The organism is Qipengyuania sp. JB2-7 (genome assembly GCF_055693485.1).
Genome location: NZ_CM146335.1, coordinates 1,037,719 through 1,060,868, shown reverse-complemented (window position 1 = coordinate 1,060,868; position 23,150 = coordinate 1,037,719). Strand labels below are relative to the sequence as shown.

Below are 23,150 nucleotides of genomic sequence, written 5' to 3'. Positions count from 1 at the left end.
CCACTGATCGAAACTCGAAGTACCAGCTTGCGGCTGCATTTTGTGCAAATTGCAGAGCGCGTCGTGACGACTCGCTTGGCAGAGGGACGTCGGCAGAATTGTGACGCATTGCGCCCCCGGCATATCCGCCGTCGGAAAGCTTGAATCATTGCGAGGTCGGGTCGAAGGCCCCTACCTCACGCTTACACGCACAGATCGCATCTCCTTCGCTAAGAGAGCGAATTATATGCGTCCCTTGGCTAGTCGGGAATTACGCACATTGGATGTGGCTGTAATATAGAGCCAGCTCCGTCACTTGGTGCTTCGACAATACCTCCATCACGCCACATACAGTTCCATGGGTTGGAGCATCAGGCGGTTTTGGCGCAGAGCCTCGACACCTGTTGGCGCGCCGAAGGTTGCCATGTCCTGATGGATCATCATCATGCGGCGGGCGAGTTCAGCCTGGTCGGCGCTTACCTCTGGATCAACGTCACTGAGCCATTCCTCATCACCAGCATATATCCGCGCGAGCGGCATATCCTGCGTGCCCTGACCGTCTGTGGGGTCATTGACCGGAGTTGCGATTGCGTGTGCCAAATACTCGCGTTCGACAGGCTGATCCTGCGTTGCACGAGCGGTGATTGTGCCGGCGCTCGCAAAGGCTGACCCTGTCGCAGCATTCCCATTGGAAGCTGGTGCGGATGACGGCGTACCAAACGCATCGAACAAATCCGCCAAGGCTTCGGCATTGTCATAGCGAAGCATATCGAACAGCTCTTCGCGGCCAGGCAAATCATGCTGGAAGCCAAGCGCATCGCGCAGCCAAGGCGAACTAAACGCGCCCTCTAGTCCAAGTGACGCAAAGCTCGACGGAGCGAGGCCAGTATCTGCCTGCGCTGGAGCGGTTGAGGGGCGATAGGCCAGCGAGACATCAGCCGCCGTGCTGGTTGTGCCATCGCTTCTCATAAAGCTAACGGTCGACACAATCGCATTGCGACCCAGCTTAACACGTGCGTCCCGCGCGTTGATGTCAGTAAGGCGGATCGAGACGATCCCTGCCTCTTCCAGACTACGCAGCTCGCCCGCATCGGTGCGGCCATTGGCGTTCGCGTCCTGCCACACCTTAAGCTCGCCAAAGCGCGCATCACTGGTATCGACGATGCCATCACGGTTGCTGTCGAGAGCGGCGAGACCTTGCAGGCCGGCGCGGGCACCCTCGCGTTCGGAGGCAAGCGTCAGCTCAGAGGCTTCAGTGATCAAGCCGTCATTATTGCGATCAATGACGAGGAAGCCATCATCACCCTTCAGCCAACCAGTATCATCGCCCAGACCATCACCATTATAATCAAAGGCTGCGCGCGATTTCTTCGACTTGACCAGTTCAACACCATCACCATCCAGATCGAGCGCCACCGGCGCAAACATGCCATATGTGCGGTTGGAGAAGGTCAGTATGGTGTTGGCGCCCAGCTGCCCCGCGCGCGGATCAATGGCCCGGCCTGCTTTCTTGGTCCCGACGGAAACCACACCGCCAGAAATCGCGATACGGTATTTCTTGGCCTTGCGATCAAAGTCGTACTCAGTAACGCCAAGCTCAGGCACATTGTCGGCAGCGGAGAAGTAGGTCAGCGCCGCATCAGCAAATGTACCGCGTGCACCGTTCGCCAGTGTGAACGTGCCCGTATTGACCACAGCTACCTCGCCAAACTCAACCGCGCCATTGACTGGTGTGCCGGTGAGATCGATCGCAGTAATACCAATTTGCGCAAGACCAGCGGTCTCACCTGCATCCACCGCGCCGTCGCCGTCGGCATCACGCCACACGCCAAAGTCGGCATAGCGCTCATCGTCAGCATTGAGAACGCCATCGCCATTGCTGTCAAACGCGGAAAGGCCAGCCAGGTCAGAGGCCGCGTTGGGCACATCGTCGACAAAGCTGATCTCTTGCATGCCAGACATCGTGCCATTGCCATCGCGATCCAGATAAAGAAATGCATCGTCTGCACCGATCCAGCTCGTATCATCGGCCAGGCCATCGCCATCGAGGTCAAACAGCGCGTTGCTGTCCGCTGCGCTAACTGTCTCAACGCCATCACCATCAAGATCAAGAATGATCGGAGAGGTGATGTTCAGCGTCTCACCGCCGCGGAACGCCAGTTGTTCAATCGAAGACAGCATGTCCATGCCATCATCACCATGCGCAATTGCGGCAAGATCATTGATCTGAACGCCCAGATTACCACCTTGCGTGACGACCGAATAGCTGTCGCGCTCGCCCAGCAGCTGAACGGTGTCAAAGCCGAGCCCGCCGTAGAGCAGATCATTGCCAGAGCCGCCCCAGAGACGGTCATCGCCTTCGAGACCGTACAGCGCATCATCGCCCGATCCGCCCGCGAGCCAATCGCCTTGGGCACCGCCGGTAAGCGTATCATCGCCCAGCGCACCGAAGATACGGTTTGCGGCTGCGCCGTCGCCTGTGAGCGTATCGTTTGCAGCTGTGCCATAGGTCCAGCCATTGGCTGCGCCCGCAACACTGAGGCTATCGAGCACGACGTCAAACTGACGCGCATCGGCATCGGCGAAGGCGAAGTCAGCCTCGCTAAAGCTCACGCCGCTCGCGCCGGAATAGTTGGCGTTGAAGCTGAAGTTCGCTTGTCCACCTGGTGCCAGCTCTTCATTATAGCTCACCGCCTCAAACAGCAGGTTGCCATCGGCCAGCTGGCGAACAGTCGCGCCAGAGACCTGGGTGATCGACAGATCGACACCGTCAGGCACAGTCAGCACGAGCTGCCAGTTATCGATGCGCGTATCGCTGGTGTTGGTGAACGAGACAGCCTGACTCAGCCCGCTGCCCCAGTCATTGGTGGGGTTCACGGTCAGCGTTGTATCGTCCTCATCGGCCAGGTTGAACTCGGGATCGCGGTCAAAGATCGCAAAACCAAAGTCACCCGCAGTGTACGGTGCACCATCGACCGAGACGGTGATCTGGAACGTCTGCCCCTCGGCCAGCTCTGGCTGATAGCTTTGCCCATCGGTGGAGAACTTGGCACCCTCTGCCGTAACCTCGAACGAGGCCGGGCCAGGGAAGCCACTGACCCAACCGCCGGTAATCGTGCCGGGACCAGTGTGTTCCCCGTCAGCACCTATGGCACAGATTAGCGGTTGAAGTTTAGGAGAGTTTTGGTTCTCGTCGTAGTGACGAAGGAACGAAGATGAGAACCAAAAAGTCGAAGTCGAAGCAACCTGCGGAGCAGGTTGTGAAGGACATCCGCCGTCGGACGCGGCGGCACTTCTCAGCCGAAGACAAGATCAGGATCGTATTGGAAGGTCTGCGCGGCGATGATAGCATTGCTGAGCTGTGCCGCCGTGAAGGGATCGCGCAAAGCCTGTATTACACCTGGTCGAAGGAATTCATGGAAGCGGGTAAACGCCGTCTTGCTGGCGATACAGCCCGTGCTGCGACCACGGATGAGGTGAAGGATCTGCGTAATGAGGCGCGTGATCTGAAGGAGTGTGTTGCTGATCTGACCCTGGAGAACCGGTTGCTCAAAAAAAGCATGACCGGGCTTGGGGGAGACGACGCATGAGATACCCTGCATCTGAGAAGCTGGAGATCATCAAGCTGGTCGAGCAGTCACATCTGCCTGCCAAGCGCACGCTGGATCAGCTCGGCGTGGCGCGGCGGACCTTCTACCGCTGGTATGACCGCTACCTAGAAGGCGGGCCTGAGGCGCTCAAGGATCGTCCCTCAACGCCAAGCAGGGTATGGAACCGCATTGCGCCCGAAGTGCAGGACCAGATCGTTGATATGGCGCTGGAGCATAGCGAGCTCAGTCCGCGTGAACTTGCGGTGCGCTTCACTGATGAGAAGCGCTACTTCGTCTCTGAAGCGACCGTTTACCGACTTCTGAGGGCTCATGATCTGATCACCAGTCCTGCTTACACGGTGATCAAGGCGGCAGACCAGTTCCACACGCAAACCATGCGACCGAACGAGATGTGGCAGACGGACTTCACCTACTTCAAGATCATCGGGTGGGGCTGGATGTACCTCTCCACCGTGCTCGATGATTACTCGCGCTACATCATCAGCTGGAAGCTGTGCACCACCATGCGAGCCGAAGACGTCACTGAGACCCTCGATATGGCTCTTACTGCTTCAGACTGTAGCCATGCCAATGTGCTGCATAAGCCGCGCCTGCTATCGGACAACGGTCCCTGTTACATCGCTGGAGAGCTGGCTGATTACATCAGCGCCAAGAAGATGGATCACGTGCGAAGCGCGCCCTTCCATCCGCAGACCCAAGGCAAGATCGAGCGCTGGCATCAGACGCTCAAGAACCGTGTTCTGCTGGAGAACTACTTCCTGCCAGGCGATCTAGAAAACCAAATCAAAGCGTTCGTCGAGCATTACAACCATCAGCGCTATCACGAGAGCCTCGACAACGTCACACCTGCCGACGTCTACTTCGGTAGAGCCGCAGCCATCATCAAGCGAAGAGAAAGGATCAAACAAAAGACGCTAAAACATCGCCGCTTGCTTCACCGCAAGCTAGCCGCCTAAACTGAAACCAACAGACGAGGCCAGTCCTCCAAACGATCAACTCTCAGTCTGTGCCAAATGTCATGACGACGGACAATGATGCGCATATTGGGCCTCCTAGTGATTGAGGCCGTTGGAATTCTAAGCTGTGTGGCATTAGAAACCATAACAAAACAATCATATGTCTACCGAATTCGCTCTCGACCTGCGCCTCGCAAGGCGGAAGGCCGGGTATACCCAGCGCGATATCGCGCACTTGCTCGATGCCAGCCAAACGCTCGTCTCAAAGCTGGAACAGGGTCACCAACAACCGACCTTGGAGCAGATCGTCTGCCTGTCGCTGATATACGGGCGGTCGTTTGAAAGCCTGTTCTCGCAGTTGATGGAAACCGCTCGCTTCGAGTTGCAAGAGCGTATCTTGCACATGCCTGATGGGGTACGCAGCTATGTTGGTACGTTCAACCGTGATGCTTCGATTGAACGGCTCGCTCGTCGATTAGCAGATGAATACGATGCCTATGGAGGGGCCTAGGGTGCTGGCGTTCGCTGCTGCGACCGGGCGCGTTGGATCGGTCTTCCTAATAGGTAATAGGCTGGTCGATTGGCATATCTCAAACAAGGCTGCCGAGAATAACGTGGAAGCAGCGGGTCATGCCCAGACCCTCATCAACCGTTTCGTGCCTGATGTGGTGTTGACCGAGGATCTTGAAGCAGCGAGCAGTAAGGGCGAGCACACGCTTTCCCTGCTGTCTGCCATAGCGCGAACGGCTGCGCATAATGGCTTGCTCGATGTATCGGTGCCGCGAAAGCATCGATACGCGAACAAGTATGCCGAGGCAGACGCGCTGGTGGAGGAATACCCGGAGCTTGCGCCCTGGAAGCCAGCGAAACGGCGATTCTATGATAACGAACCGCGCAACACCGTCTTGTTTGAGGCGCTATCGCTCGCGTTGCTGATGCAAGAACAAGATTGAGCCAGTTTGCCTATTTGGAAAGAGCCAAGTGAGGGCTTGGCTCTTTTCGTTAGCGTTCCATGGCCTTCTTGATGCGCTTGATGAACACATCACGGCTCGGCGCGCTCTTGTATAGGACGGCTTGCTGCAAGAGCGAGTGGTGGGTGCCTTCGACCCGCTTCAGAACCAGCGTTTGCTCTCGACCATCGGTGCCACCCGGTTCAAAGCCATAGACCATGAAGATGATGTTGACCTGCGGATCAGCGATGTCGGTTTTGGTCATGAAATCCGCATCCTTGCGGAAATAGTCATAAACTTCGTCCTGAATCGACGCGACGATCTTGGTGCCCCAATGGTGGTGGTAGTAGCCCTTGGAGATGAGCTGATTCATGTATCGCTTGGCGACGTTCTTCCAGTTGAAGTTGTATGTCGGGCGCTTGGGCAACAGCTCACCGGCAAGGAGCGCATCATACGCTGGGCGGGCGCTGCCGGTGATATCGATTGCCTGCAACTCAACCGACATAAATTGATTGATGCTGCCATCGTCAGCGACGTCGGAAATGACAAAATCGACATTGCCGAACCCCTCCATCTTCACCTCGCTGGTGATGATTGGATTGGCGGGCTTCGGCCCCACCCAAGCGTTGTCGATTACATCTTGCAGGAAGTCCCGCTCGTAGAAGCGCTTGGGACACACGGCGACCACGTCGCCATTCTTCTTCCGAAGCGAGCAGATCGGATAAGGGTTTTCTTTGTCGGCTGTGCTGCGCTTGATGCAGGTCTTGTCGATGAACGGACAAAGGTATTCGGTGTCTGCTGGTTGGAATCCTAGCTGTGCTCGCCTTCCGAGAACTTCCTCAATTGCATCGGTCGGGTCAAAACTCATTCATCCTCACTCGGCAGCTACCAGCGCGTTTTCGTTCATCCGTTCAAATGCTTCTAGCACGGCCTCGGCAATCTTTCGGCTGAGAAGTGGCGGCACCGCATTGCCCACCTGCACATATTGCTCGGTGCGCGGTCCAGCGAACTCGAACCAGTCAGGGAAGGATTGCAGACGGGCTGCTTCGCGGACGGTGAGCGAACGGTTCTGGTCGGGGTGGATGTAGGCCCCCCAATGGATGTCGCACTTGGTCAGCACTGTAGAGGAAAGCCCCTCGCGGCGCAGTCGGCCATAGCGTTTTGTATGATCGCAGCGGCGTGCCTTCTGCATTCCTGCGGGCAAGAGTTCGCGTGGTATATCCCGCCAACTTCCTCCCTGAGGAATGTGCTGCATACGCTGCTCATTGATTGGTGCAAGACGTGGCGCTTGATGATTGGCGACCGATACCGCATTGCCGCGAAGCACCCTCTGAAAATCGGAGAATGGCGCTGAGCGATACTTCAAACGCTCGCTCGGTGCTTCACCATTTTCAAGCTTTGGAAGATCGCCAATAGCATCCCATACGGTCACGAACGGCAAGCGGCCTTCACCGTGGGTCGGCTCCGGCCAGACAATCGGTGCGCCAATCCGGTTGCCCACAAAGACCACACGGCGGCGCTCCTGCGGCACACCATACTCTTCGGCCTTGAGCGTTCGGTGCTCGACGGCATAGCCAAGCTCATTGAGGCTCTCAATGATGGCCTCCACCGCTTCGCCCCCACCAGCGGAGAGAATGCCGGTGACGTTCTCCATTACCACCCATTCGGGATTGAGGCCTTCAACCATCCGCAGATACTCGCGGAACAGGGTTGCGCGGTCGTCGTGCATACCGCGCTGATGGTTATAGACTGAGAACGCTTGGCACGGCGGACCGCCTACAAGGCAGGTCAACTCGCTGCGCCGGAGGCCTGTTTCTGTGAGCAGCCTTTCTGCCGACAGCTCCTGAATCGGCTCAGCAAAAAACTTCGCTTCGGGATGGGTTGCTTCGAATGTCTTGCCTGCTGCTGCAAAGAAGTCGTTGCCAGCCAGAACCGAAAAGCCTGCCTGCCGGAAGCCTTCAGACAAGCCACCTGCGCCACAGAACAGGTCGATGACGGTTAGGCGTGGCGACATGGAACCCCTCCAACAAACGAGAACAAACCATGAATCATATGCCTGACTTGGCAGGTCTTGGCAATGGCTACATGATCGGGTCGCATCATTCAGGGCTGCTCTATTCGAGTGGGCGGCAAGGCCGACCGTGCCCAATCGCCAATCAATAAGGCAGGATTGAGCACGGGAGGCCGATAGACAGGACCAAAATCCTTCCAGCAATGGAACAGTTGGTAGTTGTTTCCTTGTGGAAAATGCTCGCTGCATACGACGCGCATTCGATCCATGCGGTTTGGATCGCTGGTCACATTGAGTACCAAAAACGGTGCAGAAAGGCCAAGGTGTTCGCGGTATCCGCCATGCTCCACGTATTCAGCATATTGCAGCAGATGCCGCTCGAAGCTCTTGCGATTGAAATTGCGGGATGTGAGCGGCTCGGTGGCTCTGTCAGCTTCGACGGCGAAAAACCGAAAGCGGCTGCCGCAGGGCGTTTGATACTCCAGGCCGAACACGGCGTCAGGCAGTAGGTCTTTGGGATAGGTCTTCCCGGTCGCCGGATCGGCGATGTTCGTTGTCCAGCGCAGCTCGGTATTGGCCCGCACAAGAATTGCACTTTTCGGAATGTAGCTGATGTCAGGATGCGCAAGGCAGGCCAATTCAATGCTGGCAGTGATGCAGGCCACCATATGATTGTGGAGCCACGGCCCTGACCGCTGCCGATGGTTGGTCATGCCAGCTTTCTTTAGTGCGGCAATTGAGGCTGGGGTGAGATCATAGACAAGCTGATTGTATCGGCTGTCGATAGTGCGGAACTGCTGCGGTGGCCGCGTCACGTATGCTCCGCCGTGCGACGTATTGTCTTCATGGAAGAGGTCGGTCAGACGCTCGCGGGCGCGCTTCTCGCTGCGATGGCTGTTTCCGCTGAACGCGAGGAGAAACGAACTGGGTAGCGGCCCATGCTCGGCCAGTGCCGCGAACCAACGCAAGTCGCGTTTGGTCGGTGAAACCCGCTTGCCCGTTGGACTGGGCGATAGTCGTGTCCTGCGCCCAAGCGTGTCGATATTCTCTGGCATGAATGACCCTCCAGTTGTGAGGGTCATTCACCTATGCAGAGAAAGGCTGCTTGTCTCCGTGCAGCATTTTCAGGAGTGTTCCGGCGCGGCAAGTCATGTGCAATTATGGCTAGCGGGAAGTGGACCAGATAATTTTGAAACTGCTTTGTCCAGCAGGCCATGCCAGTCCAAATCCATTCTCCAGCGCAAGAGCGCGATCTTCGGCACTCTCGACCTCGTTGGACACAACAATGAGCTGCTTTCCTGACCACTGTTGCTGCTGCTGGTAGTCGATGAGCTGACCAATCGCCGTCCTGATCGCAAAGCGGACAGTTGCTTGTTCGGTTGGCTTCACTTCGACCATAACGGCAGTGCCATCTGGCACTATGTAGCGAAGGTCATCCCGATAACAATCAGGGAATGTCGCTGTCGGAAATCGGCTTCGAATATATGCTTTGAACCGACTTTGGAGCCGATCATGGAGCGGGCTAACGGCAATCTCGTGTTGTTTGATGTATCGGACATACGCATCGGCTGTTGCTGCGCCTGCACGTCTTCCCTTGCGCGACTTCTGCTTGAGCTTCCCTTGAATCGCGTTGAATTTCCTGCAGCCGATAGCATTTTGAACCTCTCGGACGAACTGGCGAGCATCTGTATTTGTCGTGTCGTCAGCATACCACCAACTCGCTTGCCCACTCCACCCAAGCCCCCGTTGCAAATCCATCGTGCGCTGCTTGGGTTTGAGGAGAACTGTGTCTTCGACACGAGCACGAACACGGTAAGAATCGATCTCATCAGTCTCATGCTGAGCTGAAGGGTATTCGTCATTGAAGTGCTGCCGGTGGCGATAGACACGAGCATTCTTGAACCAACCGACAACGGTCCTTGGGTCATGACCATGTTTCGGTGCGGTCCATACGACTGTTACGCCATCGACGAAGCCGTCTGACTTGCCAGCCCCAAGCCGTTCGATCTGAACCTTTCGATCAATCTGGCCTTTGATGGTCTCAAAATGGCCGTAGACATAGCCATCGTCGGCTGCGACGAAGTTGCACTCCTCTCCGCAGTAGCCTTCTTTGCGCGGAAATCCGCCGCCTCCAAGAGGTGGGTCGCGTTTGTCGCGACCGGCATATTTCTCCATCCAAGCTATGTTGCAAAACAGGGTGGCCATAATTGCGCCTCCTTCGCCTACCATTTGTCCCCGGCATCAGTGTCGATGTGGCCGGGAGGTTCTTTGGGCTGAGTGCTGTCGTCGGTCTTCTTGCTGTGACTGCTTTCAGGCGAAGCTTCCGGCGACGTGGCGGCATCTTCTGCCTCTGTTTTATCACCGTCCTGCTCTTCGGTGTCATTCAAGGCAGAGTAGTGATTGGCATACAGTTCGCGCATTCGCTGGCGCAGCCCATGGCGCTCAGCCTTCTCCATCTTCGGCAAAGCTTCCATATACCCGAACGGAAAGGATAGCGGCACCGCTCCCTTGGTCTGCCCACGCACATGGGCGGCAAAACTGCCCTTGGGTTGCGCCTCGATCAGTTCAGGGCTGCAATACATCATCGGCGCAAGAGCGCGGGCATCCTTGGCGGACACGCCGCCCGCAAACTTGATGGCCGTGTTGGCAGAAAAGGCTTCCTGCAACTTCGGTTCGAGCTGGCCGAGATACTGGTGTGCGAGCACCATCCCCACGTTGTATTTGCGGGCCTGCGCTAGGATCAGGCCGATGTTGCGGTCGAAGTAGTCCTGCGCCTCATCGACGTAGACGATGGTCGGTGTGCGTTTGTGCTCTTCCAAAGTAGCGCGTTCCTGCGCAGCCTGCGCGATCATAGCGATGAAGAATCGTCCGAAAATTTCGGTGCCCTGCTCTTTCAGCAAATCCTTCGCGGTATTGATGAGGATGACCTTGCCCGCATTCATCTCCTTGAAGAGATCGAGCCGGGAACGAGGGTGCGAGAACATGCGCTCAAATGTCTGGTTTTCGAGAATACCCCAGAGGCGACGCAACACCTGCTTCTTGGTTTGGTCGAACTCCCGTGAGGTAAATTCTGTATCGAAGAAATGGCGGGCCGTGCCAGAGAGCTTGCGGATGTGCGGTGCAAACTTCTTTTCGCTGCCCGGTTCCATCAGCTCGCGCAAAGTGTGGATGGTCGCGTTAGGGATGTGGAGCATCAACCGCGTGACGTAGCGAAATATCACATTTTGCTTCTGCGTCATCTGCGCATCGAGCAGCGTGCCGAGCACAAAATCATATAGCTCCAGAATGGAATTTGTAAGGCGCTCGCGCTCCAGTGGCGCATAGCCAGACAGACGCTCCATGCCTACATCGAACAGATTGAGCGAAACCGGCCATTCCACATCGCTGGGGTCGATGATAACTACGCGCTCATGCAGTGGCTCACCGGGTGCAAGTTCTTTCAGACTGGCAATGGTGCGGATCAGGTCGCCCTGGCTATCGAGCACAATGACGGTGCGGTCCCCATTGGCCACAGCCTCAAAATCACTGGCAATCAGGTATTGCAGGGTCTGAGTTTTACCGTGCCCTGACCCCGCGACGATGTGGTGATGCTCGAAGCGGGTCTTGGTCGGGATCGTGAAGTCGAGCGTCTGATCGAACAGCGACAACAGCGGTGTGCCACCCAGATAGGTGGAGACAAGTTGCTCTGGCGACTTCGCATCGAATTGCTCCGGGAGCTTGGGAGCGCGATTGAAGCCTCGCGGATCGTCGGGATTGCCACCGGAGGCCACGATAAGATTGCGCTCAAGGCGGTTCGATAGCCGAGCCAGCAATCCCTGCTCAGACAGATCTTCGGCAAAAGCTACGCCAAGCATCGACTGGGTTACGCCGCCAAGATCGCCGATATTGCGGAGCAAATGGGTGGGGACGGTAATGCCGTCACTATCTTCGGATTGCTCCAGCAAAGCCGGGCAGGCTTCATAGAGCGGACCAAGCATCGAGGCGAAAGCCAACTCCAGCAGCTCGCAGTTCACCTCGAAGTCAGTCACAAAGCTGCACTGGCGGGTCAGCTCCTCCCTGATGTCCCACAACTCGGCAATCGTGCGGTCTGCTGTCCAATCCACATGGGGCAGGACGAACAGACCTTCGTATGAAAACACCTCGCCAACCAGTGCCACGATCAGACTGGCCTGATCGTGAGTGGCCGGGATACCGAGACGGTCGGTCACCGCGCAGGCTATCACTTCAATGAGCTGGGAGCGTCCCGCTAGATCGGCAACGCCCTTTTGCTGGAACAGGTTCTCAACCTCGCCCCATTGCTGGCGCACCAGCTCTGCTTCACTAGGCTTGAACATGCCATGCACAAGGGCATGGACGCGGGCACCAACGCGCCAGACCATGTCAGGCGGCCCTGAGGATCAGTTCCTTGGCCTCGTCTTTCGGCAACGGTTCGATAGCGTGTCGCTCCACGCCGTCCCAGTGCTTGGCGCTTTCCATTACCTGCCGGAACACGCCGCATGCTCCCTCAAGCCACGCTTCCTTTTGGGCAAGCTCGACCACGCTGTCGCAGGTGAAGTTGCGGCCATGCAGCAGGTCTTTGACGAAGATAGTTTCGCGCTTCTCATTCATAAGCCAATAGCCAGCGCCAACACCTGCTGCCGCACCACCTAGAAAGCCCATCATGCCGCTCGAAGAAAGGTATGCGAGCAGCAAAGCTGCAACAACGAACACGATGGCACCTAGCTTGACGGCCTTGCGCAGTAGCTCGGAATCATCGGAGCCGATTAGAATGGACTCATCGAAACGGTAGCGATCAATGAGGGCTTGTTCGTCTTCAGTTACCTCAAGCTTTCCCCACAGCCTGAAGTTAACTCGACTCATCTTTCCGGTAGTCTGTTCACGTTTGAAAAGCAGTTCCATTTCAGCCCCCTGAGTTGTTCGGAAGTGATCATGCAACGGAAGTTCAGATGGTCAAGGATATTCAATCTTGTTCTTGCCGTCGATAGTGAATTCATGATGATTGGAAGAAATGATTATGAAGTCACAGGCAGGTTAGTGTGAGTCGTGCGGAGCTATGCGGGGTTGTGTTCAGCTATGTATGGGGATTGGGAATTGTACAGGATGGGGATACAGGAAACCGACGTGGTATCCCTATGATCTAAGTGTCAAAGCAAGGTGCCGCCATTTAGTTCATACAGCTCCTGCATTTGCTCGGCGAACTCCGTCTGCCCACCATAGCTTGGGTGCCGGACCTTCACGACCGATTGTTCGCGCGCAATTTTGTGAAGAACCGCCTCGGCATCGTTACCAACAGCAATAAGACGTTTTGGATGCAAGAGGCCGATCAGCTGTTCCAAGACCTCAATCCCCGCCCGTCGCTCCTTCGCGTTGTGCGCTCGGTTAGTGAAAGGGTCTGACGGATCGTGTGGATGGAGCGGAAACACATTCCAGAGAAAAACTGAAGCCTGTATGCGTTCCAGAATGTCCCACACAACTGTAGCCGTCCGTTCGGAAACTGCTTGCCCAATAGTGGGCTTTGCCCGTTCAATTCCCCAACGCCCAAGGTGATCGTGAAAATGCACATCGTCGGTGAGGGCCATGCCAGTTCGGCGCCCTCCTCGAAAACCGAGATCGCGCCCAACCCAAATTGCATCAACTTGAACCGAGATTGCAGAATCGAGCATGTGTTCAAGAAGCTCCGCTCGGATGGCCGGAGCGCCCTTCAAGTCATGGACGGGGCAGCTATCTGCGTAAGGATTGAACGTGGCTGGAAATCGTAGAGTTCCGAGCTGTGATACAAATTGGTTTGGTGTCATCTGTCCCTCATTAGAGGGGTCTATATCCAATTGTTCGCTCAGTGCGATCCCCAATTACGACACCACCCTGATTGTCTCGAACTTGTCGGAAGACGGCGTAACCATCGAGAATGGCCCGCTCCCAGAGATAGAGAGGACAAGCTTCGACTTCATACCCCTTCACAAAATCACGGATTGTCTTGAGCATATCAAAGGAAACGGATGTTTTGGTTGCGAAGAAATCGAGTTCTTTGGCTCGGGAAAAGATCCATGCTGTGAGCCCTTCCTCAACCACAATCGCGCGACCTCCGTCTTGTGCTTCGTCAACTGCCTTGTTGCTTTTCCGCTTCTGCTTGATGAGTGCACGCATAACTGGCGACCAATGCAAAATTGCAGCATGTGTGAAATGGAAAACGTCGTGGAAGCGGTAACCATCAGGGTCATGAATGTTATCGGTTAGCGGGTCACCGATGAAAACGTCATGCCAGCGTAGATAGCTTTGCCCACTAGCACGCTGTGTGATCTCTATTTCGAACTTGTCCGGCAGGCGCTCTTCCGCCTTGAAGTCACCGTTAAATGTAGGCAGCGTCGCGAGAACTGGGGGAACAAAACGCCCTGTCGTTTTAGCAAGATTGCTTCTAGCAACTTCGCCGAATGAGACCTCCGAAACTTGGACTGCTTTCAGATAGCTATCTATGAAAGAGACGAGCAACTCTTCGACATTCTCTGAGTTATGGCTAACACCTAGAAGGCTGGAGGCTGCTTCACCGAGGACCAAAAGTGCGTCATCCAGCTTGGTGCTGTGGCGTGGCAAAGTGATTCGTGCCAGCGCGCCGTTCTCAACGTCGCTAGCGGCAAGCACTGAATGGTAGTCGTCGCTATCGATGGCACGACTGAACAAATCTTCGAGGGAAATTTCCAGACGGCGGCAAAGGGCCGCCAAGTACCAAAGGGTATCACCAAATTCCTCTTCTACCGCACGACGATAGCCAACGAAAACTGCACCTTCGCGATGATGCTTCTTGGCAGCGGTCATGATGCCACCGACCTCACCAAAAAGGCCGAACAGGACCGGTGGAATGTCCGGTTTCATCTTGTCAGTGGTCGCGACTTCACGAACGTAGTCCGCAAGCAGAATTGTTGCGTGAGTATTCTGGTCAGCCATCTTCAAGCACCCAATCGAGCGGTCGCCCATGAAAACCTGGTTCACCGAAGGTCCGTAGCCAAGCAGCAAACTCTGCTATCCACTGATCGTCCTGCAGAATGGATCGTCGCCTAATCTTACGACAGACATCGTATCGTTCTGGATCACGAAACATGGCCGGGATTTCCGGCCCTTCACCACCAAAATAGTAGTAGTCTGAGGCGATTAACACGCGGTCAACGCCCGTATCGCGCCTGACATGGTCATCTCGGCGCTGGCCGTTCTCGTCTGAATGGAATGAGTCCAATTGAAGCCATTCAGCATCGTCAGGAGAACGGTGGTAGATGTTGTCGCCGCAACTCTGCTTTCGGCTTCCACGCCGTTGCGGTTTTTTCGCCGCAAAGCGCGGGTCATTCCAATAGGATCGAAAATCGATGGTCTCTTCGACCTTCATGACATGGACGAGAAGAGTCCCCCTGTTGACCCTCTTGTCCGCACTGCCGGTCCCAACAACCCAATCTCCGGCTTGAGCACTCTTACGAATATCAGGTTTGCAGGTCGCTAGAGTGCAACGGCCATAGAAGGGGTTGGGAGCGAACCCGCTGTCGTATCTCACCACGTAAGAGAACAAGCGACCCACTGGTTTGCTCAGCCGCAGCGGTGCCGAGTGATCGACTGTACATCACAGGGCGAACCATCCGGTTTTTCCCACACATCGCAATCGCCATTGATTGCATCAACAATAGAACTACCGTTCCATCCGACTACTGCATCTGCGTAGTTGTTGAGTGCTTCGGGAAGCTCACATTCGTTGGCCCCTTGTTCCCAAACACCGACAATACGCTTGCCGAGCTTATGCGCGTATTCAATTTCCCAATTGACCCATTTGCTATCTTTCGTGTCAGGCGAGACATAAACTACCAAGGTTCCCGCCCATTTAATCTGAGGGGCAAGGATGTTGGATTTTATGTAATCCTCCGATTTCGCATTATTTGGATTGCTAGAATTGATCGAAGAATCGCGTATATTCATACCATTGCTCGCCAAAAAGCCCTTTCACCTTGGCCAGTCCATCATCATCTTCATGAATATGGCTGATGAATACGTTTTTTGTCCGCTCGGCCATCTCAAACCCCTCATTTTCATGATATGTTCCGGTGATATGGTGGCAGGCTTTAATCTTTCAAGACAAGCGCATGCATTTTTGCCCGGTATTTCATAAGCGACACATTAACCCGCTGCATGTCTGCTTTGAGGTCGTCATATTGAGGGAATTTAGCTTGGATCATTTGAGGGTCTAGCACTTCAGTACCATCGCTCTCATCATATTTTCTTAGTTCGCGATCATACCAATGACGGAACCGAGCCTGCCATTTTGTCAAATGTGGACGCAAGCCTTCGTTCAGCACTTCAATGGAAAGACGGATGATCTTCTGGGTGCTATCTCGGCTTACCTTTTGCGCCGGAACGCCTTTCACAAGTTCCCTAGTGACGCTGAAAAAGCCATGCCATGAATCATAGACTTCGCTCAGAACATCATTTTCAAAGTCTATCGGAAGTCCGATTTTCCGCGTACTTAATTCGACCCAGATTGCGTAGGCAACCTGCTTGTCCATCAAGTTTGGCTTAAAGCTGAATTTCTGATTGCCAATACCGATATCGGCTTGATCGATTTCAAAAGACTTGAAAGTAAATCCTCCGGCGAGATAGCGCCATACGAGCAAGGCGATGGCGACTACAGCAATCGTTACTAATGCCCAAACGCTGATCGAAAGAGTGAAAGCCCAGTCTTTGTTATCCCAACCAATATTGACCAGCGACTTAACCGTTTCACTAGTTGGTTCTGGGACTGACGTGCTCATGCGAACCGTTTAAGGGCGGTTCGGCGTAAAGTCACGTGATGAGGGTCACGGTTGGATGTTATCAAAAAATGGGTGACCGGGTTTGCAAACCCGATCACCCGCTCCTTCAATAGGAGTGTCGGCTAGGCGCTTCTCGGCGGTCCAGTCGTTGTTGGAGCCAGTCGAGCACTTCGTCCTCAACCCACCCCACTCTGCATGGGCCTAGGTTTACCCGCTTGGGGAATTGCCCGGCTTTCTCCAGTCGTGCGATGTGCTGCGGTGAGTACAGAACAAGCTCCTTAAGCTGACGCTTTGATAGTATCCTCATCACGATATTCCCTGTGAAGAGAGCATCGCGATGCCCCGGTTTACGACAATACCCAGGCAGGATTGACGCTATCAGGATCAGGCGGAGTCGCCAAACGAGCTGAACATGACGGCACATATTTAGCCGCTGTGACGCATGAATTCAGGTGGGCTAGAGGGTGGGCCAAATTTCGCAATCTGCCACAAGCTTTTGAATTTATTGAGTATTTTCAAGAAAATGGTGCGGTCGAGAAGACTCGAACTTCCACGGGCGTTAGCCCACAACGACCTCAACGTTGCGCGTCTACCAGTTCCGCCACGACCGCACATCGCAAGCGAGATGCGCTGCATCTCCTCGCTGGTAGGAGCGCGCCACTAGCAGGGCCTTTGCCACCCCGCAAGCCGTTTACGCACCAAATTTTGAGGAGTCTTGAGCAGTTACTCTAGTTCATCGCCCAGCCGATATCAGCGAACACCGCTGCGCGGGGAATCTCAGTGATTGCCTCATTGATGGTGAGCACTTCACCAGGGGCCAATTCGCTCTGCGGCGGAACGACGACCCAGTCGAAAACCTTACGCTCGCGCCCATCGCGCAAAACAATCAGCATATTAGGCAGCGGCCGGGTTTCGCGCGCTGTATTTGTGACAATGATCCGAGCGCTAAAATACGTGGTTCCATCCTCAAGGGTCCGCAATTCCTGCTGATCAACCGGGAACTGTATTTCCAGGTCCGGCTGCACAGCGCCGAACAAGGGCCGCTCGAACGGCACCCAACTGGGAACTCCGAAAAACTGGAAAGCGACCACTATACCCAAAGCGACAGCGGCAAAGATCCCTGCGGCCCATGTCCAGTATTTGAGGATATTGCGACGCGGGCGGAATGGTGGCTCGTAATCAAATTGCGAAACTTCCTGCTCGTCAAAAACAGGCTCTTCAGCAATGGTACTCGCTGACTCGTCGGGTTCCGCATAGCTGAAATCGGGTTCAGGTTCTGGCTCTCGCTGAGCATTAAATGATTGCTCTGTATCGCGCGACCAACCCGGCTCTGGCACGGCATCTGGTTCCGCATCGGTGCGATCTTCGGGCAGATCTTCCTGAGCATGCTCCTCTCTATCTGACTTATCTGACTCAACCTTCTCCTCTAAAGGCGGCGGAGGAGGAGGTGGTGGCGGAGGAGGAGGAGGAGGTGGAGGCGGAGAAACTGCAGGTTCTGCCCTACCTTCAGGTACCTCAATTTCCGGACCATCCTGAAACCAGCTATGCTTGCATTTGGCGCAGCGAACCGTGCGGCCATCCACGCCGACTGCGCTGTCGGGCACGACATACCGGGTATTGCAGGCGGGGCAGGAGATAATCATCTTGGATGAAGGCCTTAGGTTACCAGATCAGTTGCAACAAGTGCACGCCGCTGTCGGCAAGCCAAAGGAACGGCTTTTTTCCACATCGAAGCTTATGTATGGGCAGTGACAGATGACCTGTCTCAACCAAAATTCCAACGAACAGAGCTCACCAAGAGGTGGCACATGGTGAGCAGCGGCGAAAACGAGATCGTCCGGTTCGACAATGTCGGTTTGCGTTATGGCACCGATAGCGAGGTGTTGAGCAACGTCTCTTTCACGCTCTATCCGGGTCGATTCTATTTTCTGACTGGCGCGAGCGGCGCGGGCAAGACTTCGCTGCTCAAACTGCTTTATCTGGCGCAGCGCCCATCACGCGGGGCGGTGAACATGTTTGGGCGCGATGTCATCACCATGCCGCGCGAAGAACTGCCCGCATTCCGGCGCCGATTGGGAACGGTGTTTCAGGATTTCCGCCTTGTCGATCACTTGAGCGCTTTCGATAATGTTGCCCTGCCTCTGCGCGTTTCGGGCGTCCGCGAAGTCGATTTGCAGCAACCCGTGGCAGAAATGCTTGAATGGGTTGGCCTGGGTCATCGTGCTGACGCTCGCCCTGCAACGCTTTCTGGCGGTGAGCAGCAACGCGTTGCGATTGCCAGAGCCGTCATTGCGCGCCCCGAATTGCTGGTGGCCGACGAACCCACCGGCAATGTCGACCCGGAATTGGCCCAAAAGCTCATCGGATTGTTCGAAGCTCTCAATCGCCTCGGGACTACCGTTGTTGTCGCAACGCACGATTTTCAGTTGATCAAGAAAGTGCCTGATTCGCTGATCATGCGTCTCGACAAAGGCCGCCTCGCCGACCCGACCGGCGCGTTGCGATATCCCCCGAAACGAGAAATTCTCGAGGACGAGAATTGAGCCGCCCTCCGGTTCTTGCTCGCGCGGTGGAACGCGGTCTTGCACCGCTCGCTGGACGGCAGGCAGCGCAATTGCTGCCCAAAGCACGTATGGGCGGGCCGATGTTGTGGGTCATCGCGATTATGGTCGCGCTCACTGTACTTGCGGTACGGCGCTGGATTGGCAGTAGCGAATTTGGGCGAAGCGGCTCGCAACGACTTGGAGGGAGGCGTTACCATCCAGATCATCGAGGCGGACGTGGAAGAGCGCGACGCACAGGCGCAGCGCGCCTTAGAAGCGCTCAACGATTTCGATGGCATTCTGGAAATGCGCCTTGTTCCGGACGAAGAGATCGCAGCGCTTGTCGAACCGTGGCTGGGCGAAGGTGCAGGCAACGAGGTTGTGCCAGTACCGGCTCTCATTGATTTACGGCTTGATGAAAACGCGAGCGAAGCGCGCCTTGACGCATTACGCAACGCTTTGGAGAGCGCGGCGCCAGATGCCCGGGTTGATGCTCAGGCAGGCTGGCTTGGTCCGGTTTTCAGTGCGATTTCCACGTTACGCTGGCTGTCATGGGGGCTAATCATTTTGCTCGCGGCGACCAGCGCAGCAGCAGTGTATCTCGCATCGCGCAATGCCCTGAATGCCAACCGCGACACGATCGAGATTGTGCACCTCTTGGGCGGAACCGATTCCCAAATCGCCAGCATATTCCAACGCTCCATCCTGATTGATGCTGCGCTTGGTGGATTTTCAGGCCTGGTGCTGGGCGCGATCATGCTGTCGGTTTTGGGCACACAATTTGCGGCTTTGGAGTCTGGCATGATTTCCGGCGGTGGTTTGAATGGGTTCGACTGGATTCTGCTTTTCCTCGTCCCACTGGCGGCGATCGCGATTGCCTTGCTCACGGCGCGATTGACGGTAATGCGATCGCTGGGAAAAATGCTGTGATTCTCCGTTTTCTTGCCTCGATTGTGCTCATTTACGCGCTGGGATTTCTGGCATTTGCCATCACTTTGCCAGGCAAGCTGGCGGGTGTGCAAACGGACGCTGTCATCATACCGACCGGCGGCGCGGGCAGAATTCAGCGCGGACTGGAGGTTCTTCGTTCAGGCGATGCGTCGCAAATGTTCGTGTCAGGCGTGGATCCAGAAGTCACCAACAACGAATTCGCCGTGCAGTTTGATGTAAAACGCAGCGAAATGCGCTGCTGCGTTACACTGGGCTATCTCGCGGTCGATACGCGAAGCAATGCGGATGAGGCGGCGCAATGGGTATCCGAAAACGAGTTCAAATCGGTGAGGCTCGTCACCACCGATTGGCACATGCGACGAACGGCATCGGAATTTCGTGATGTCCTGCCGGAAAATTTCAGACTGGTGCAGGATGCGGTTGCATCTCAGCCCAATATCAGCACCTATTTCCTCGAATATAACAAGCTGATCGCCGCCGTTATTCTACATGGATGGCCCAGCTAGTCTCGATCATGCTCATTCTTCGAAATCTGGCATTTTTCATCTGGTTTTACGCGGGTTCAATCGTGACAACGGGTGCTGCGCTGATTGCCTTGCCTTTCAGTCACAACGCCTTCCGCCGCTGCGTTCACATGTGGAGCGGGATGCACCGTTGGGGCGTCGAAAATCTGCTTGGCTGCAAGATAGTGATCGAGGGCGAACCGCTTGACGAACCGGCGCTCTACGCGATCAAGCATGAGAGTTTTTTTGAGGCGATTGACACAACGCAACTGCTTAATATTCCGGCTGTCTTTGCCAAACAGGAATTGTTCAAGATCTGGGGTTGGGGCCATGCTGGCAAAGCCTATGGTCTTGTACCTGTCGCTCGCGATGCTGGGGCGAGAGCGCTGATGACCATGATCCGCGAAGCGCGCGCCATGGCAAAGGATGGCCGCCCGCTGGTTATCTTTCCAGAAGGGACGCGCGTACCGCATGGCGAACGTCGCAAGTTGCAGGCTGGGTTTGCTGGGCTGTACAAAATGCTGGGGCTGCAAGTCGTCCCGGTGGCCGTGAATGCAGGCCCGCTGTACCAACCCACGTTAAAGCGCAAAGGGACGATCACTTACCGTTTTGGCGAGGCAATCCCGCCCGGCCTGCCGCGCGAGGAAGTTGAGGAACGCGTTTTGGACGCAATCAATGCGCTGAATGGGTGAGTGCATAGTTTTGTAGCTTCTGCCCTAGCCGCCTGCGCCCTCCACCCTTCCACCCGGGGCTTTTCTGAATATCCTCTGGGTGGAGGGCGCAGGCGGCTAGGCTAATCTGCAAATACCTCAGTGATCCCGGCCAAAGTCAGGCCGATCATCGTCCTGACCCTGCTCGATAATGCGGCGGCGAATATCACGTGTTCGGCTAAACAGCTCATGCAGCGCCTCACCATCACCTGATCGGATGGCGCGCTGCATCACGGACAAATCCTCGCTGAAACGCCCTAGAACCTCCAGCACAGCAGACTTATTGTTGAGGAATACATCGCGCCACATCACAGGGTTAGACGCCGCAATCCGCGTGAAGTCTCGAAAACCGCCAGCCGAATATTTGATGACTTCGCCGCGTGTAACCTCCTCAAGATCAGACGCTGTCCCTACAATGGTATAGGCGATCAGATGCGGGATGTGACTGGTTACAGCGAGCACCACATCGTGATGCTCAGGATCCATCAGTTCAACTTTCGAGCCCAGTTGCTCCCACAAGGATCGCACTGCGGCAATCGCAGCGTCCGGCGCACCTTCGGTGGGCGTCAAAATACACCATCGATTGTTGAATAGCTCGGCAAAACCGGCATCGGGGCCGCTTTGCTCGGTACCGGCCACCGGGTGCGCGGGAATGATCGGATGATCGGGCAGTACGGCTTTGAGCGCCTCCACAACGCTTTGCTTGGATGAGCCAACATCGCTGATAATCGCATCGGACTTCAATGCCGGTGCGATGCTTTGCGCCGCGGCCTCCATCGCACCCACTGGCACGCACAGGATCACAAGGTCAGCGTCGGCAACTGCATCTTCGGCTGTATCGAAAACTTGACCGACCAAGGCTCGTTCGCGGGCGCGATCCCGCACTTGCGCATCGCCATCGTAACCAGTGGTGGCAATTCCCGGCGCACGCTTTGCCAGCGCCAGTCCCAGAGAACCGCCGAGCAACCCAAGGCCGATTATCGCAACCCGTTCAATCATTGCGCAGTCTCGACCAGATTTCGCAAGGTGGCCGCAATCGCGTCCATATCAGCTCGCTTTCCAATAGTTATGCGCAACGCCTGCGGCAGTCCCTGCCCCGGCAGATGGCGGACCGCATATCCCGTCTCTGCCAATTCTTGCAAAGCCATCTCTGCGGTCACCGCCCCCTCGAACAGAACCAAAAGAAAATTTGCTTTGCTTGGAATTGCCCGCAGTCCGTGATTGCCGAGCGCCTCGATAGCTTCGACAAACTGCTTGCGAGCGACCGCATTACTTTCTCGCGAGCGCGCGACAAAACCCTGATCCTTGATGGCCGCAACACCTGCCGCCTGTGCATGGCTTGAAACATTGAAGGCCCCACGTAGCCGGTTGAGCGCATCAATCAAATTGGAGGCGCCCATCGCCCAGCCGACTCTCAAGCCCGCTAGCCCATAGGCTTTGGACAGCGTGCGAGTGACCAGCACGTTTTCAGCCTCTCCGGCGAGCTGCAACCCGCCATCATCATGATCGGCGTCAACATATTCAGCATAGGCCTGATCAAGCACCAGCAGCACATCGGGTGGCAGCCCACCATGCAGGCGGCGGACCTCGTCAGCCGATAGCATGGTGCCGCAGGGATTGTTGGGATTATCCAGCAAGACAACCTTGGTCTTCGCGGTCACTCCTGCCAGCAGATTGTCAACCGATGACGCGTAATCATCATCTGCCACGGTTACCGGAGTTGCACCAACCTTGCGAGCCAGCAAGGGATACAGCGCAAAGGAGTAACGGGTGAACAGCACTTCGTCGCCTGGCCCGGCGAACGCCTGAACTGCACAATGCAGAAGCTCTCCCGAACCTGTACCGCACACAATCCGTGCAGGATCAATCCGATGTAGTGCCGCGATTTCCTCAGCCAGCGGCAAAGCCCCCGGATCGGGATAATACGCGGGATTGCCAGTTTCGTTCAACACGGCGAGCGCCGCTGGGCTGCATCCAAGCGGGTTCTCATTTGCCGACAGTTTGATCAATGCGCGCCCATCATCGCTCTTTGACTTGCCGGGCACATACGCCTTGATCTGATCGATCCATGGTTTGAGTTGAGGTTGTATCGCCATAACGGCGCGGCGATACCGCATTCACCGAATAATAACAGCATCAATAACAAGTCGAACAAG

24 protein-coding genes and 1 tRNA gene are annotated in these 23,150 nt (G+C 55.7%); 7 read left to right on the top strand and 18 right to left on the bottom strand.

The window, feature by feature from the left end:
- Positions 1-318: 318 nt before the first annotated feature.
- Complete coding sequence (locus ACZ1GM_RS05170) at positions 319-2,856, bottom strand: cellulose binding domain-containing protein (RefSeq protein ID WP_472678070.1); 2,538 nt, start codon at positions 2,854-2,856, stop codon at positions 319-321.
- 338 nt (positions 2,857-3,194) lie between these two features.
- On the opposite strand from ACZ1GM_RS05170, the gene ACZ1GM_RS05165 reads away from it, so the two are divergent.
- From ACZ1GM_RS05165 to ACZ1GM_RS05155, 3 genes are all read left to right on the top strand, one after another.
- Positions 3,195-4,546, top strand: a protein-coding gene (locus ACZ1GM_RS05165) for an IS3 family transposase (RefSeq protein ID WP_472676197.1) whose coding sequence is annotated in 2 segments (ribosomal slippage) — positions 3,195-3,531 and positions 3,531-4,546 — 1,353 coding nt in all. Because the reading frame shifts where the segments join, the coding sequence is not laid out codon by codon here.
- A gap of 160 nt (positions 4,547-4,706) precedes the next feature.
- Positions 4,707-5,057, top strand: coding sequence for a helix-turn-helix transcriptional regulator (locus ACZ1GM_RS05160; protein ID WP_472678069.1), 351 nt, complete (start codon positions 4,707-4,709; stop codon positions 5,055-5,057).
- Position 5,058: 1 nt separating this feature from the next.
- Positions 5,059-5,499, top strand: coding sequence for a hypothetical protein (locus ACZ1GM_RS05155; protein ID WP_472678068.1), 441 nt, complete (start codon positions 5,059-5,061; stop codon positions 5,497-5,499).
- Positions 5,500-5,548: 49 nt separating this feature from the next.
- Here the strand turns inward: ACZ1GM_RS05155 and ACZ1GM_RS05150 are convergent, their stop codons facing one another.
- From ACZ1GM_RS05150 to ACZ1GM_RS05080, 15 genes are all read right to left on the bottom strand, one after another.
- The gene (locus ACZ1GM_RS05150; protein WP_472678067.1) at positions 5,549-6,364 is read right to left on the bottom strand and encodes a NotI family restriction endonuclease; all 816 of its coding nucleotides are present in this window, start codon (positions 6,362-6,364) and stop codon (positions 5,549-5,551) included.
- Positions 6,365-6,370: 6 nt separating this feature from the next.
- On the bottom strand, positions 6,371-7,510 hold the full coding sequence (locus ACZ1GM_RS05145; protein WP_472678066.1) for a DNA cytosine methyltransferase: 1,140 nt from the start codon (positions 7,508-7,510) through the stop codon (positions 6,371-6,373).
- An 89-nt stretch (positions 7,511-7,599) separates the two neighbouring features.
- Positions 7,600-8,589 carry a replication-relaxation family protein gene (locus tag ACZ1GM_RS05140; protein WP_472678065.1) on the bottom strand — a complete coding sequence of 330 codons (990 nt, stop codon included), beginning with the start codon at positions 8,587-8,589 and terminating at the stop codon, positions 7,600-7,602.
- An 82-nt stretch (positions 8,590-8,671) separates the two neighbouring features.
- The gene (locus tag ACZ1GM_RS05135) at positions 8,672-9,712 is read right to left on the bottom strand and encodes a hypothetical protein (RefSeq protein WP_472678064.1); all 1,041 of its coding nucleotides are present in this window, start codon (positions 9,710-9,712) and stop codon (positions 8,672-8,674) included.
- A gap of 17 nt (positions 9,713-9,729) precedes the next feature.
- A complete protein-coding gene (locus ACZ1GM_RS05130; protein ID WP_472678063.1) occupies positions 9,730-11,886 on the bottom strand; it encodes a type IV secretory system conjugative DNA transfer family protein in 2,157 nt (718 codons plus the stop codon).
- Position 11,887: 1 nt separating this feature from the next.
- Positions 11,888-12,406 carry a hypothetical protein gene (locus tag ACZ1GM_RS05125; protein ID WP_472678062.1) on the bottom strand — a complete coding sequence of 173 codons (519 nt, stop codon included), beginning with the start codon at positions 12,404-12,406 and terminating at the stop codon, positions 11,888-11,890.
- A gap of 245 nt (positions 12,407-12,651) precedes the next feature.
- The gene (locus ACZ1GM_RS05120; RefSeq protein WP_472678061.1) at positions 12,652-13,170 is read right to left on the bottom strand and encodes a uracil-DNA glycosylase; all 519 of its coding nucleotides are present in this window, start codon (positions 13,168-13,170) and stop codon (positions 12,652-12,654) included.
- Between the two features lie 142 nt (positions 13,171-13,312).
- Entirely contained in the window at positions 13,313-14,446 is a 1,134-nt protein-coding gene (locus ACZ1GM_RS05115) for a hypothetical protein (protein WP_472678060.1), read from the bottom strand.
- Entirely contained in the window at positions 14,439-15,065 is a 627-nt protein-coding gene (locus ACZ1GM_RS05110; RefSeq protein WP_472678059.1) for an Nmad2 family putative nucleotide modification protein, read from the bottom strand. The genes ACZ1GM_RS05115 and ACZ1GM_RS05110 overlap by 8 nt, the downstream gene beginning before the upstream one ends.
- 8 nt (positions 15,066-15,073) lie before the next feature.
- The gene (locus tag ACZ1GM_RS05105; RefSeq protein WP_472678058.1) at positions 15,074-15,457 is read right to left on the bottom strand and encodes a TIR domain-containing protein; all 384 of its coding nucleotides are present in this window, start codon (positions 15,455-15,457) and stop codon (positions 15,074-15,076) included.
- On the bottom strand, positions 15,426-15,551 hold the full coding sequence (locus tag ACZ1GM_RS05100; protein WP_472678057.1) for a hypothetical protein: 126 nt from the start codon (positions 15,549-15,551) through the stop codon (positions 15,426-15,428). Before ACZ1GM_RS05100 ends, ACZ1GM_RS05105 begins: the two co-directional genes overlap by 32 nt.
- 49 nt (positions 15,552-15,600) lie before the next feature.
- A complete protein-coding gene (locus ACZ1GM_RS05095) occupies positions 15,601-16,287 on the bottom strand; it encodes a hypothetical protein (RefSeq protein ID WP_472678056.1) in 687 nt (228 codons plus the stop codon).
- Between the two features lie 106 nt (positions 16,288-16,393).
- Positions 16,394-16,594, bottom strand: a complete 201-nt coding sequence (locus ACZ1GM_RS05090; RefSeq protein ID WP_472678055.1) for a helix-turn-helix transcriptional regulator — start codon at positions 16,592-16,594, stop codon at positions 16,394-16,396.
- Between the two features lie 217 nt (positions 16,595-16,811).
- Positions 16,812-16,898 (bottom strand) — tRNA-Leu (locus ACZ1GM_RS05085).
- Between the two features lie 117 nt (positions 16,899-17,015).
- Positions 17,016-17,930, bottom strand: coding sequence for an MJ0042-type zinc finger domain-containing protein (locus tag ACZ1GM_RS05080; RefSeq protein WP_472678054.1), 915 nt, complete (start codon positions 17,928-17,930; stop codon positions 17,016-17,018).
- Between the two features lie 165 nt (positions 17,931-18,095).
- On the opposite strand from ACZ1GM_RS05080, the gene ftsE reads away from it, so the two are divergent.
- From ftsE to ACZ1GM_RS05060, 4 genes are all read left to right on the top strand, one after another.
- On the top strand, positions 18,096-18,830 hold the full coding sequence (ftsE, locus tag ACZ1GM_RS05075; RefSeq protein ID WP_472678053.1) for a cell division ATP-binding protein FtsE: 735 nt from the start codon (positions 18,096-18,098) through the stop codon (positions 18,828-18,830).
- Between the two features lie 159 nt (positions 18,831-18,989).
- Positions 18,990-19,760, top strand: coding sequence for a cell division protein FtsX (locus ACZ1GM_RS05070; protein WP_472678052.1), 771 nt, complete (start codon positions 18,990-18,992; stop codon positions 19,758-19,760).
- Positions 19,757-20,287, top strand: coding sequence for a YdcF family protein (locus ACZ1GM_RS05065; protein ID WP_472678051.1), 531 nt, complete (start codon positions 19,757-19,759; stop codon positions 20,285-20,287). The genes ACZ1GM_RS05070 and ACZ1GM_RS05065 overlap by 4 nt, the downstream gene beginning before the upstream one ends.
- An 8-nt stretch (positions 20,288-20,295) precedes the next feature.
- Positions 20,296-20,976, top strand: coding sequence for a lysophospholipid acyltransferase family protein (locus tag ACZ1GM_RS05060; RefSeq protein WP_472678050.1), 681 nt, complete (start codon positions 20,296-20,298; stop codon positions 20,974-20,976).
- Positions 20,977-21,093: 117 nt separating this feature from the next.
- On the opposite strand, the gene ACZ1GM_RS05055 is transcribed toward ACZ1GM_RS05060, so the two are convergent.
- Both ACZ1GM_RS05055 and ACZ1GM_RS05050 read right to left on the bottom strand, forming a co-directional pair.
- Positions 21,094-21,993, bottom strand: coding sequence for a prephenate/arogenate dehydrogenase family protein (locus ACZ1GM_RS05055; RefSeq protein ID WP_472678049.1), 900 nt, complete (start codon positions 21,991-21,993; stop codon positions 21,094-21,096).
- On the bottom strand, positions 21,990-23,090 hold the full coding sequence (locus tag ACZ1GM_RS05050) for a pyridoxal phosphate-dependent aminotransferase (protein WP_472678048.1): 1,101 nt from the start codon (positions 23,088-23,090) through the stop codon (positions 21,990-21,992). The genes ACZ1GM_RS05055 and ACZ1GM_RS05050 overlap by 4 nt, the downstream gene beginning before the upstream one ends.
- Positions 23,091-23,150 lie beyond the last annotated feature (60 nt).

What these genes read in the sequence shown, in the direction of transcription:
- ACZ1GM_RS05160 (WP_472678069.1), top strand. Translation starts at nt 4,707, where the DNA reads ATGTCTACCGAATTCGCTCTCGACCTGCGCCTCGCAAGGCGGAAGGCC.
- ACZ1GM_RS05150 (WP_472678067.1), bottom strand. Translation starts at nt 6,364, where the DNA reads ATGAGTTTTGACCCGACCGATGCAATTGAGGAAGTTCTCGGAAGGCGA.
- ACZ1GM_RS05145 (WP_472678066.1), bottom strand. Translation starts at nt 7,510, where the DNA reads ATGTCGCCACGCCTAACCGTCATCGACCTGTTCTGTGGCGCAGGTGGC.
- ACZ1GM_RS05140 (WP_472678065.1), bottom strand. Translation starts at nt 8,589, where the DNA reads ATGACCCTCACAACTGGAGGGTCATTCATGCCAGAGAATATCGACACG.
- ACZ1GM_RS05135 (WP_472678064.1), bottom strand. Translation starts at nt 9,712, where the DNA reads ATGGCCACCCTGTTTTGCAACATAGCTTGGATGGAGAAATATGCCGGT.
- ACZ1GM_RS05130 (WP_472678063.1), bottom strand. Translation starts at nt 11,886, where the DNA reads ATGGTCTGGCGCGTTGGTGCCCGCGTCCATGCCCTTGTGCATGGCATG.
- ACZ1GM_RS05125 (WP_472678062.1), bottom strand. Translation starts at nt 12,406, where the DNA reads ATGGAACTGCTTTTCAAACGTGAACAGACTACCGGAAAGATGAGTCGA.
- ACZ1GM_RS05120 (WP_472678061.1), bottom strand. Translation starts at nt 13,170, where the DNA reads ATGCTCGATTCTGCAATCTCGGTTCAAGTTGATGCAATTTGGGTTGGG.
- ACZ1GM_RS05115 (WP_472678060.1), bottom strand. Translation starts at nt 14,446, where the DNA reads ATGGCTGACCAGAATACTCACGCAACAATTCTGCTTGCGGACTACGTT.
- ACZ1GM_RS05105 (WP_472678058.1), bottom strand. Translation starts at nt 15,457, where the DNA reads ATGAATATACGCGATTCTTCGATCAATTCTAGCAATCCAAATAATGCG.
- ACZ1GM_RS05100 (WP_472678057.1), bottom strand. Translation starts at nt 15,551, where the DNA reads ATGGCCGAGCGGACAAAAAACGTATTCATCAGCCATATTCATGAAGAT.
- ACZ1GM_RS05095 (WP_472678056.1), bottom strand. Translation starts at nt 16,287, where the DNA reads ATGAGCACGTCAGTCCCAGAACCAACTAGTGAAACGGTTAAGTCGCTG.
- ACZ1GM_RS05090 (WP_472678055.1), bottom strand. Translation starts at nt 16,594, where the DNA reads ATGAGGATACTATCAAAGCGTCAGCTTAAGGAGCTTGTTCTGTACTCA.
- ACZ1GM_RS05080 (WP_472678054.1), bottom strand. Translation starts at nt 17,930, where the DNA reads ATGATTATCTCCTGCCCCGCCTGCAATACCCGGTATGTCGTGCCCGAC.
- ftsE (WP_472678053.1), top strand. Translation starts at nt 18,096, where the DNA reads ATGGTGAGCAGCGGCGAAAACGAGATCGTCCGGTTCGACAATGTCGGT.
- ACZ1GM_RS05060 (WP_472678050.1), top strand. Translation starts at nt 20,296, where the DNA reads ATGCTCATTCTTCGAAATCTGGCATTTTTCATCTGGTTTTACGCGGGT.
- ACZ1GM_RS05055 (WP_472678049.1), bottom strand. Translation starts at nt 21,993, where the DNA reads ATGATTGAACGGGTTGCGATAATCGGCCTTGGGTTGCTCGGCGGTTCT.
- ACZ1GM_RS05050 (WP_472678048.1), bottom strand. Translation starts at nt 23,090, where the DNA reads ATGGCGATACAACCTCAACTCAAACCATGGATCGATCAGATCAAGGCG.